This is a genomic window from Novosphingobium sp., assembly GCF_025351285.1.
In the GTDB taxonomy this organism is placed as follows: Bacteria; Pseudomonadota; Alphaproteobacteria; order Sphingomonadales; family Sphingomonadaceae; genus Novosphingobium.
Map to the genome: position 1 here is coordinate 60263 of NZ_JANXWG010000038.1, position 11125 is coordinate 71387.

Sequence of the window (11125 nt, forward strand, 5' to 3'; positions counted from 1 at the left end):
GATCAGGCGGTGCGTGCGGACAGCATGTCGAGTTGCGCGCGCATGGACGAGACATCGTACCCGGCGCCGCGGGCGCACGCCTCGATTTCGTCGGGCGACCGGCCCGCGCTCGCTTCAGCCAGCGCCCACAGGAATGTGGAGCGCGTGCCCGAGCGGCAATAGGCAAGCACGGATGCGTCTCCCGCGCCGTCGAGTGCGCGGCGCATGGCATCGACCTGGCTTGCCGAAAAGCCGGCGTGCGTGATCGGGATCGCGCAGTAATCAAGCCCGGCCGCGCGCGCGGCTGCTTCGATCGTGGCGCCGTCGGTCTGGTCATCCGATTCGCCTTCGGGGCGGTTGTTGACGATCAAAGCCACGCCGAGCGCCTTCGCTTCGGCAATATCGTCCACGCCGATTTGAGGGCTGGCATAGATCTTCGCGTCGAGCTTGCGGAACATGGCGGGTCTCCGAATGCCGGGCGAAACAACAGCACGAACCGGCAGTTCGCCCTGCGCATGCGGCAAGTCGATGCGCCTTTGCCAAAAGCCGCGCTGAATTGCACTTCAAAAGCGACGCTGCCGGTTTGCTGTGGGCGCGCTGCCGGGCAGAAATATCACAGTTTGGGCACTTTGCCGGGGCTGATACGATTCCATTCGCGCGGCGGCCGTTTTTGAATTAAGGTCACTCTGCAAAAGTTCGCCTGGTCTTGTGCTGAAGCAGCTTGGTGGCAATTGTCGAACCGCCGGTGTCCGCGTCCGGCTGGCGGTGTTGGGAAGCTTGGGGCGGATTGAAGGTTTATCGGTTTTTATGGGTTTTGACAGAGGACGGCGGGGTCGCGGACGCGACAAGCGCGACGGTTTCGGCGAAGACAATTTCGACCCCTACGGCGGCGGTGGCGGCGGTGGCGGCTTCGGTGGTGACCGCGGCGGCTTTGGCGGCGGACGCAGCGGCGGTGGCGGTTACAGCGGCGGCGGTGGCGACCGGTTCGGCGGCGGCGGCGGCGGTGGCGGCTACGGCGGCGGCGCACCGCGCGGCGGCGGTGGTGGTGGCTTCGGCGGCGGTGGCGGCGGTGGTGCAGGCGGCGGCGCGCGCGGCGGGATGCCGGCGCAAGTCGTTGGCACCGGCAAGGGCGTCGTCAAGTTCTTCAACACCCAGAAGGGCTTTGGCTTCATCCAGCGTGAAGATGGCGGCGAAGATGTGTTCGTTCACATCAGCGCGGTCGAACGCGCGGGCCTTGAAGGCCTGGCCGAAGGTCAGCAGCTCGAATTCAATCTCGTCGATCGCGGCGGGAAGGTCTCGGCTGCCGATCTCCAGGTTGTCGGTGACGTGATCGCGGTGGCGGCAAAGCCCGCCGCACCGCAGCGTGAACTGACCGGCGAGAAGGCCAAGGGCACGGTCAAGTTCTTCAATTCGATGAAAGGCTTCGGCTTCATTCAGCGTGAAGACGGCCAACCCGATGCGTTCGTGCACATCAGCGCGGTCGAACGGTCTGGCCTCCAGAACCTGAACGAAGGCGACAAGCTGGAATTCGACCTCGAGGTCGATCGACGAGGCAAGTACTCGGCGGTCAACCTGGTGCCGCGTCAGGATTGATCCCGACTTGATGGTTGGCCCGGCCAGACCTTCTAGGTTTGACCGGGTAGCCTCGGCCGAATAAATACGCGCAAATGGCGGCCCCTGGTTCGTGAGATCCGGGGGGCCGCCATTTGTCGTTTCCACCGTTCGTTTTTTTGGCGCGGCTCGTACCGCGCCACTGGATTTCCAAGGGAGCCTGCTCATGTCGATCACCCCGCTCATGCCCGTTTATCCCCGGTGCGAAGTGCGTCCGGTGCGCGGGGAACACTGCCACCTGATTTCGGAAGACGGCCGCCGGTTCCTCGATTTCGCCAGCGGCATCGCGGTTAACGCACTCGGCCATTCGAACGCCCACCTGATCGGCGCGATCCAGCGGCAGGCGGCCGAACTGATGCACGTGTCCAACCTTTACGGTAGCCCGCAAGGTGAAAAGCTGGCGCAGCGGTTGGTCGACCTGACGTTTGCCGATACGGTGTTCTTCACCAATTCGGGCGCCGAGGCGGTCGAGTGCGCGATCAAGACCGCACGCGCCTATCACAGCCATGGTGGCAACGATCACAAGTTCGAGCTGATCTCCTTCAAGAACGCCTTCCACGGCCGCACGATGGGCACGATCAGCGCCTCGAACCAGGAGAAGATGCATCACGGGTTCCTGCCCCTGCTGCCGGGCTTCAAGTACGTGGAATTCGATGATCTCGAAGCCGCAAAGGCAGCGATCGGCCCGAACACTGCGGGCTTCCTGGTCGAGCCGATCCAGGGCGAAGGCGGCATCCGCGTCGGTTCGGACGCGTTTCTGCAGGGTTTGCGCGCGCTGGCCGACGAGCACGACCTGATGCTGATCTTCGATGAAGTGCAATGCGGCGTGGCGCGCAGCGGAACGCTTTATGCCTATGAACAATTCGGCATTGAGCCCGATATCCTGGCCAGTGCCAAGGGCATCGGCGCCGGGTTCCCGATGGGTGCCTGCCTCGCCACCGAAAAGGCGGCGCGCGGCATGGTGTTCGGCACGCATGGCAGCACGTATGGCGGCAATCCGCTGGCGATGGCCGCGGGCGAGGCGGTGCTCGACGTGGTCGCCAACGATGCGTTCCTGGCTGACGTGCGCGCCAAGGGAGATCGCATCCGTTCGCGGCTGGAACAGTTCATCGGCAATTATCCCGAGCTGTTCGATCACGTGCGCGGTCGGGGGCTGCTCCTCGGGCTGAAGCTGCGGGTCGAACCGCGCGCGTTCGTGGCGCACATGCGCGATTCGCACCAATTGTTGACTGTGGCGGCCGGCGACCAGACCGTGCGGATCATCCCGCCGCTGGTGATCGACGACAGCCACATCGATGAATTCATGGAGAAGCTTTCGGCTGCTGCCGCCAGTTTCGTGCCGCAGGCCCAACCGGCGTGATACGGCACTTCATAAGCCTTTCCGATGGAGGGGCCGAGGGCCTTGCGGCGATCCTGGCCGACGCTGGCGAGCGCAAGCAGGCCCGCGCGGGGCTGCCGAAGGGGCGCGCCGATCATGATGCGCCGCTCGATGGCCGAGTTTTGGCGATGGTGTTCGAAAAAAGCTCGACCCGCACGCGCGTGTCGTTCGACGTGGCTATGCGTCAGCTTGGCGGATCGGCGATCGTGCTCGATGCCGGCACGATGCAGCTCGGCCGGGGCGAAACAATTGCCGACACCGCGCGCGTGCTTAGCCGGATGGCCGATGCGATCATGCTGCGCACCGACGATCACGCCAAGATCGAGGAATTGCAACGCCATGCCACGGTCCCGGTCATCAACGGCCTCACCGATCTTTCGCACCCATGCCAGATCATGGCGGAACTGCTGACAATCGTGGAACGCGGCAAGCCATTGGCGGGGCTGGAGATGGCGTGGCTGGGCGATGGTAACAATGTGGCTTATTCGCTGATCGAAGCGGCGGGCTTGCTGGGCTTCAACATCCGGCTTGGCGTGGCCGAAGGCTTCGACTGCGACGCGGCAGTGGTCGACGAGGCGCGCGCTCGGGGCGCACAAATCGCGGTTTTTCGGGATGCGAATGTCGCGGTCAAAGGCGCGCACGTGGTCGTCACCGATACCTGGGTTTCTATGGGGCAATCGGACGGTGACGTACGGATTGGTGCGATGGCGCCGTATCAGGTCAATGCGCAACTGATGGCGCTGGCCGATCCTTCCGCGATGTTCCTCCACTGCCTTCCCGCACACCGCGGTGAGGAAGTGACCGACGCCGTGATCGACGGACCACAATCGGCAGTGTGGGACGAGGCCGAGAACCGCATTCACGCGCAGAAATCGGTGTTGCGCTGGGTGTTCGGCCAGATATGAGCAGCATGCCACCGGACGAGACGGGTTTCGATCAGGTACTGCGCTTGACCATTCCCGATCGCGACGCGCGCGGCCGGGTCGTGCGCATCGGGCCGGTGCTGAACACGATTCTGGCAGCGCATGCCTATCCCAGCGCAGTCAAGCGGCTGCTGGCCGAAGCCCTGGTGATCACCGCGCTGATCGGATCGCTGCTGAAGGATGATGAAGGTCAGCTCACCATGCAGGCGCAGACCGACGGCGGCGTAATCGAACTGCTGGTCTGCGATTACCGCGCTGGCGAACTGCGCGGCCACGTGCGCTTCGATCATTCCAAACTTGACGATCTGGGGCCCAGCCCATCGCTGTTTGCGCTGTTCGCGGGCGGCTACCTGGCGATCACCTTCGATCTGGCGAGCGTGGGCCAGCGCTATCAGGGGATCGTGCCGCTCGAAGGCGATTCGCTGGCGAAAGCTTGCGCGCACTACTTCTTCCAATCCGAACAAGTTCCGACGTTGCTGCGAGTCGCGGTCGGCACCGAAGGTGACTCCTGGACCGCAGGCGGTCTGCTGGTGCAGCACTTGCCCGATGGCGAGGAAGGGCGCGAACGGCTTCATGCGCAGCTCGATCACCCCGAATGGGAACACGTCGCCACGCTCGCCGGGTCGACCAGCAACGCCGAACTGCTCGATCCCGATCTCGGGCTGGAAAGCCTGATATGGCGGCTGTTCCATGAAGAGCGCGAAGTGCGGGTCGAAAGAGGGACCGCACTGGCCCGAGGCTGCCGCTGCAGCGTCCAGCATTACCGCGATGTCCTTGCACGCTTCCCGGCCGACGATCGTGTCGAGATGCGCGATGAAGATGGGCTGATCCGCGTCGATTGCGCATTTTGCTCGCGGGTGTTTGACATCGATCTGTGATGCGCCGGCAGCGTGTCAAAAAGTGTCGAAATCGCTTCACCGCAACCGCAGCACACCTTATCGTTGCGAAAAATGATGCTATATAGTGCCCAAAGACCGGCATAGACGGTGGGTCGCGCGTTTTCAGGATTTTGGAAAACACGCCATGACGATACCTTGGACAGATGCAGCGAAATTCAGAATTGCGGCTGGCGGCTTAGCCATTGCCATCGGCGTGGCCGTGACCTCGCCGATTTTTGCGCAGGCTCCGTCGCTCCGAATGCTCGACAAGATCGATCCGGGCTTGTGGGAAGTGCGCGTGCGCGATGCGGCGCATACCGTGCGCCGGCTTTGCCTGGAGACCGGCAGGCCGCTTATCCAGATCAAGCATCCCAATACGCTGTGCCGCAGCTTTGTCGTTCGCGATGAAAGTCGTTTTGTGACAGTCCATTATACCTGCCCAGGGGCGGGTTACGGGCGCACGCAAATCCGTCTCGAGAACGCGCAACTTGCGCAGATCGACAGCCAGGGCATCGCCGATGGCTTCCCCTTCGATTTTACTGCCGAAGCACGCCGGGTGGGCGTCTGCCACGATTGATACTGCGGGGCGGATTGTCCCCCGGCCCAACTGCGGCTAGCGGATGCCTATGCCAGATTTGCTCGAAACGCCCGACCTTCCTGACAAGTCCGACTTGCCGCTTGCGGTGATCCTGCTTTCGGGCGGGCTCGATTCGATGGTTTGCGCCGGGCTGGCGCGCGAACAGGGGTTTGCGCTGCTGGCGCTGACGATTGACTATAACCAGCGACACCGGATCGAACTCGATGCGGCGCGCGTCATCTGTGAACGGATCGGCGTGGCGCGACATGTCGTCCTGCCGATGGACTTGCGCCAATTCGGCGGATCGGCGCTAACGGCCGAAATCGATGTGCCCAAGGATGGGGTTGGGACGGACATTCCGGTCACATATGTCCCGGCGCGCAACCTGGTGTTCCTGTCGCTGGCACTGGCCTGGGCCGAAGCCGCGGGATCGAAGGACATCTTTATCGGCGTGAATGCGCTCGACTATTCGGGCTATCCCGATTGCCGGCCCGAATTCATCGACGGCTTCCAATCACTGGCGCGCGTGGCCACCAAGTTCGGCACAGAGGGCGGCAATGTTCGCATTCACGCGCCGCTCCAGCACTTGTCCAAGGCGGACATCGCGCGCGAATCGTTCCGGCTCGGGCTTGATCCGGCGATGAGTTGGTCGTGTTACGATCCACAAGGTGGGCAGCCCTGCGGCAGTTGCGACAGTTGCCGCTTGCGCGAAGCCGGGCTGGCCGAGGCCGGCCGGGTACCTTAACTGGCAGCCTTTGCCTTTTCGCGTGGCGGGCCCAGCAGCGCGGGTTCGAACACCAACGCGCAGATCAGCGTCCAGATCAGCGAGATCATCAGGATCTTGCCCATGCTGGCGGTGCCCGGATGGTCGGATAGCCACAAGCTGCCGAACGCGGTGCCCGTTGCCAGCGCGCTGAACAGCACGGCGCGCGCAAGGCTCGATTGCAGCAGGTCGGTCGCGCCGCCTCGCCAGGCCATGACGAAATAGATGTGGAACGCCACGCCCACCCCGAACAGCAGCGGAAAGGCGATGATGTTGGCGAAGTTGATCGGCTGTCCGATCACCACGCAAGTGCCCAGCGTCAGGAAGATCGACAGCACCACCGGCGCCAGCGTGAACATGACTTCGCGCACATTGCGCAGCACTGCGTAGAGCAGCAGGCTGACGAGCAGGAATGCAATCGCTCCGGCCTCTATGAAGGCTCCGGCGATTGTCCCGGCGGCGGCCTGCGTCGCCACCGGCAATCCCGAAACGTTGGGCGTGACGCTGCTCACGGCGGTGCGGAAGCGCTGCATCACCGCATTGTCGTTGGCATTGCCCGCAGGATAGACTTCCAGCCGGTAATGGCCATCGGGCGTGCGCCAATCGCGCACCAGGTCAGCGGGCAGGGTGCCCTGATCGACCGGCGCGGCCTGGAGCATCGCGCGAGTCTGGTCGAGCATGACGCCGAGCGGTTTGGCCAGTGCGGTATCGAGCGTTGCGCGCTGTGCCGCTGCACCATGTGCCAGCCGGGCCAACCCGTCGGCCAGCCGCTGCGCCTGGTCCGCACCCGGGCCGGGATGCGCGGTGGCGGTCCGCGCCAACCGTTCGGCCAGTACACCCAGCGTGACTGCCAAAGCGGTATCATCGGGGGGCGGGGGCGACAAGTCGAACGGATTGATCGAAACATCGAGCAGCAGCGAAGCATCCGAAATTGCGGCGAGCTTTGCGGTTTGATCGCCGGGCACGAAGCTGTCGAGCGATACCACCTGCCGCACTTCGGCCAGGCTGCTCAACGCCTTGGCCAGCCGGGTCGCCTCGTCGTGATCCTTGGCCAGCACGCCGATGGTGTTGGGGGTGCGGTCGGGATCGCGCGTCAGGTCGGCCAGCGTGCGCATCGCCGGCGCTTCGGGGTCGCGCAAGTGCAGCGGGTTGAAATCGAACGATACCAGCGGCAGCAGCGCGATACTGATCGCCATCGACACGGCAAAGCCCCACAACACGGCCTTGCGCCGCCGCGCCAGCCAGCGGTCGACCGGGGCCAGCGCCGCAAAGCCGACTTCGCGGCGCGGCGCAGCCGGAGGGGCCAGCATGACCAGCGCGGGCAGGAGCGTGATGCTCGCCATGAATGCGATGATCATGCCGATCCCCGCGATCACGCCGAGTTCTGCGATGCCGATATACGCAGTCGGCAAGAACGCCCCGAAGCCCAGGAACACCGCGCCTGCCGCCAGCAGCAGCGGCGGGCCAAGGGCGGCCGCCGCATCGCGCAACGCGGTATCGACCGGTTTGCCCTGCGCCCGCTCGTGATTGAACCGCACGCAGATCTGGATGCCGAAATCGACCCCGAGCCCGACAAACAGCGGGATGAAGGCGATCGAGATCAGGTTGAGCCGCCCCACCGTCAGCAGGCCCGCCGCCAGCGTGACCGCCAATCCAAGCGTGATGGTGCCCACGATTGCGCCGACCAGACGCGCCGATCGCGTCGCGAACCACAGCGTTACCAGCATCGCGCCGAGCATCACCAGCCCGACCAGGCCGATGTTTTCCTGCAACGTCGCGAATTCCTCGTCAGCCAGCGGGACATCGCCGGTCACGCGCACAGTCACGCCATGCCCGGCATCGAGACCGAGCCTGCCCGCCGCCGCATGGACGGCATCGACCGCATCTGCTCCCGGCGTCAGCGAGCCGAAATCGAGGACCGGCCGGGTCAGGATCAGCCGGCGCGTCGGCGGCGCCAGTGTGCCCGAAGTGCTACCCGCAAACAGCCGCTGCCATGAAAAGTACACTGGTTTGCCGGCCAGGGTATCGCTTGCAGCGTCGGCCAGCGCCCGCATCGGTGCGGCTGTCTGCGCAAATGTGGCCGAACCGTTGTCGATCCCGTCGAGCATCGTGCCCACCGCCGCCGCCACCCCACGCAGCGATGGATCGGCAGCGAGCGAACCAAGCAGCGGTTGTGCCTTGATCAGCGCTGCGGTCGTGTCCTGCACCTCTGTTTGCGAAGAAAACAACAGACCCGCCCGCGCGAAAAAGTCACCGCCATCGGGGCGCCGCACGCTGCGAAAATGCCTGGCATCGCCGGCCATTTCGGCTGCCAGCCGCACCGCGCCGTCCTCGGCCAATTCGGGGGTTTTGCCATCGACAACGACCAGCGTCGCATCGCGCAATTGCGGGAACGCTTCGTCCATCGCGCGTTCGTGCACGCGCCAGCCAACTTTGGGCGAGATCAATTCGGCGGTATCGGTGGTCATCGCCAAATGACCGGCAGTGTAGATAACCGCCAGCGCCGCCAGCCAGAACGCCAGCGCAACGGTCAACCACGGCCGCTTGATGCTCGACGCGACCGCGCCGGGCACGAAATTCCGCATCTCGATCTTCAACGCTTATCGGGGCCGGATTGCCCGAGGAAATAGCGCGTTTTCAACTGAATCGCCTGCTCGGCGCCATTGAATGCGAACATCGCGTCGGCCCACTTCGGCGGCCCCATGCGGATCGGCGCGTCGTTGGAAAAGCCGACCCCTTCCTTGGGGATGCCGATGAAGTTGCGGTCGACCTTCTTGTTGCCGTTCTCGTCGTGGAAGGTCTGCACCGCGTATTGCCCGGCTGGCAGGCCGTGGAGCACTACCACCGTCACGCCCGGGTGCGCCGGTGCGGAGCCGTTGTAGGGGCAGGTTTCCTTGAGGAATTGCGCCTGCGGGCACGCCGCGACGAGCACTTCGCCCTTGGCATTGCGCACGTTGGACATGCGAATGGTCAGCGTGCCGCCCGGAGCGGATTGGGCGATAGGGGCGGCGAGAACGCCGGCGAGGGCCACGAGGCCGATGGTCAGGATTCGTTTCATGCCCTTGCTTCCTCCACGCCGGCTGAATTGTGCCTGAGCGCGTTGAGGACGGTTTCGACGATCTGGGGCGCATTCAGCCTGGCGGTGTCGTACTGGCTGTCGGGCGCATCGTGGTCCTGGAAGGTGTCGGGCAGGCGCATCGTGCGGATTTTGAGGCCCGCATCGGTGAGGCCTTCGTCACTGGCCATCGTCAGCACGTGCGCGCCGAGGCCGCCGATGCTGCCTTCCTCGACCGTGATGACGACTTCGTGCGTGGCCATCAGCTTGCGGATCAGGTCGTGGTCGAGTGGCTTGGCGAAGCGCAAGTCGGCCACGGTGGTTGACAGCCCGCGCGCGTCGAGTTGGTCGGCGGCTTTCAGCGCTTCGGCCAACCGCGTGCCCAGGCTCAGCAGCGCGATCTTGGTTCCATGGCGCACGATCCGGCCCTTGCCGATTGCGAGCTGTTCGGGGATCGCGGGCAATTCCACCCCGGTGCCGTTGCCGCGCGGGTAGCGGAACGCGATCGGGCCCGTGTCATGCAGCGCGGCGGTGTGCGTCATGTGGACCAGTTCGGCCTCGTCCGCCGCGGCCATCACCACCATGTTGGGCAGCGTGGCCAGGTACGTCACGTCGAACGAGCCGGCGTGCGTTGCCCCGTCGGCGCCGACCAGCCCGGCGCGGTCGATCGCAAAGCGCACGGGCAGGTTCTGGATGCACACGTCGTGCACGACCTGGTCGTAAGCGCGCTGGAGGAAGGTCGAATAGATCGCGCAGAACGGCCGCATGCCTTGCGCAGCGAGGCCCGCCGCAAACGTCACCGCATGCTGTTCGGCAATGCCCACGTCGAAGAACCGGTCGGGGTGCGCGGCGGCGAACTTGTCGAGCCCGGTGCCGCTGGGCATGGCGGCGGTGATCGCGCAGATCGTGGGATCGGTGGCGGCTTCGCGCGCCAACTGCTCGCCGAACACGTTCTGGTAGGCGGGCGCCTTGGGCTTGGCCTTGACCTGCTCGCCGGTGATCACGTCGAACTTCTGCACGCCGTGGTACTTGTCGGCGGCCGCCTCGGCCGGGCCATAGCCCTTGCCCTTTTGCGTGACGACGTGGACCAGGCACGGGCCTTCGGCCGCATCGCGCACGTTTTCCAGCACCGGGATCAACTGGTCGAGGTTGTGCCCGTCGATCGGGCCGACGTAGTAGAAGCCCAGTTCCTCGAACAGCGTGCCCCCCATCGCCATCCCGCGCGCGAACTCGTCGGTTTTCTTCGCGGCTTCGTGCAGCGGGCGCGGCAGCCGGCGCGAGATGCGCTTGGCCAGTTCGCGCAACTCCAGGAACGGCCGCGACGACACCAGCCGCGCGAGATAAGCCGACAAGCCCCCCACCGGTGGCGCGATCGACATGTCGTTATCGTTGAGGATCACCACCAGCCGGTTGCCCGCGACCTGAGCGTTGTTCATCGCTTCATAGGCCATCCCGGCGCTCATCGCGCCGTCGCCGATCACCGCGATGCCCTTGCCCGCACCGCCAGAAAGCTTGTTCGCTACCGCAAAGCCCAACGCGGCCGAGATCGAGGTCGACGAGTGCGCGGTGCCGAACGGATCGTAGTCGCTTTCGCTGCGTTTGGTGAAGCCTGACAAGCCGCCGGCCTGGCGCAAGGTACGGATCCGGTCGCGGCGGCCGGTCAGAATCTTGTGCGGATAGGCCTGGTGGCCGACATCCCACACCAGCCGGTCGCGCGGCGTATCGAACACATAATGCAGCGCCACGGTCAGTTCGACCACGCCCAGCCCCGAACCCAGATGCCCCCCGGTCTGCCCCACCGCGCGGATCATCTCGCCGCGCAACTCATCCGCCAACGGACGCAGTTGCGATGGATCAAATGCGCGCAAATCCGCAGGAATGTCGACCTGGTCGAGCAACGGGGTCGCGACAACAGGAGCAGAGGTGACCGTCATGTCACGGCTCTTACACATTTCGCGCGG

The 11125-nt window shown here is 64.9% G+C and carries 10 protein-coding genes; 6 read left to right on the forward strand and 4 right to left on the reverse strand.

The window, feature by feature from the left end; genetic code table 11:
- Positions 1–2: 2 nt before the first annotated feature.
- Positions 3–437: a TIGR01244 family sulfur transferase gene (locus Q0R16_RS04660; RefSeq protein ID WP_295632647.1), complete on the reverse strand. Its 435-nt coding sequence runs from the start codon at positions 435–437 to the stop codon at positions 3–5.
- Between the two features lie 349 nt (positions 438–786).
- Between Q0R16_RS04660 and Q0R16_RS04665 the strand changes: the two genes are divergently transcribed.
- From Q0R16_RS04665 to queC, 6 genes are all read left to right on the forward strand, one after another.
- Positions 787–1572: a cold-shock protein gene (locus tag Q0R16_RS04665; protein WP_295632650.1), complete on the forward strand. Its 786-nt coding sequence runs from the start codon at positions 787–789 to the stop codon at positions 1570–1572.
- 184 nt (positions 1573–1756) lie between these two features.
- Positions 1757–2950: an aspartate aminotransferase family protein gene (locus tag Q0R16_RS04670; protein ID WP_295632652.1), complete on the forward strand. Its 1194-nt coding sequence runs from the start codon at positions 1757–1759 to the stop codon at positions 2948–2950.
- The gene (argF, locus tag Q0R16_RS04675; protein ID WP_295632700.1) at positions 2947–3873 is read left to right on the forward strand and encodes an ornithine carbamoyltransferase; all 927 of its coding nucleotides are present in this window, start codon (positions 2947–2949) and stop codon (positions 3871–3873) included. The genes Q0R16_RS04670 and argF overlap by 4 nt, the downstream gene beginning before the upstream one ends.
- Positions 3870–4769 carry an Hsp33 family molecular chaperone HslO gene (locus tag Q0R16_RS04680; RefSeq protein ID WP_295632703.1) on the forward strand — a complete coding sequence of 300 codons (900 nt, stop codon included), beginning with the start codon at positions 3870–3872 and terminating at the stop codon, positions 4767–4769. The genes argF and Q0R16_RS04680 overlap by 4 nt, the downstream gene beginning before the upstream one ends.
- 85 nt (positions 4770–4854) lie before the next feature.
- Positions 4855–5346 (forward strand): hypothetical protein, encoded by a 492-nt coding sequence (locus tag Q0R16_RS04685; RefSeq protein WP_295632706.1) that lies wholly within the window; start codon positions 4855–4857, stop codon positions 5344–5346.
- A gap of 49 nt (positions 5347–5395) precedes the next feature.
- Positions 5396–6091, forward strand: a complete 696-nt coding sequence (queC, locus tag Q0R16_RS04690; RefSeq protein ID WP_295632709.1) for a 7-cyano-7-deazaguanine synthase QueC — start codon at positions 5396–5398, stop codon at positions 6089–6091.
- Here the strand turns inward: queC and Q0R16_RS04695 are convergent.
- From Q0R16_RS04695 to dxs, 3 genes are read right to left on the reverse strand one after another with little or no spacing between them, the layout of a single operon-like run.
- Positions 6088–8694, reverse strand: coding sequence for an MMPL family transporter (locus Q0R16_RS04695; protein WP_295632711.1), 2607 nt, complete (start codon positions 8692–8694; stop codon positions 6088–6090). The two genes, queC and Q0R16_RS04695, sit on opposite strands and share 4 nt — an antisense overlap.
- A gap of 8 nt (positions 8695–8702) precedes the next feature.
- Positions 8703–9167: a DUF2141 domain-containing protein gene (locus Q0R16_RS04700; protein ID WP_295632714.1), complete on the reverse strand. Its 465-nt coding sequence runs from the start codon at positions 9165–9167 to the stop codon at positions 8703–8705.
- A complete protein-coding gene (dxs, locus tag Q0R16_RS04705) occupies positions 9164–11098 on the reverse strand; it encodes a 1-deoxy-D-xylulose-5-phosphate synthase (RefSeq protein ID WP_295632726.1) in 1935 nt (644 codons plus the stop codon). The genes Q0R16_RS04700 and dxs overlap by 4 nt, the downstream gene beginning before the upstream one ends.
- Positions 11099–11125 lie beyond the last annotated feature (27 nt).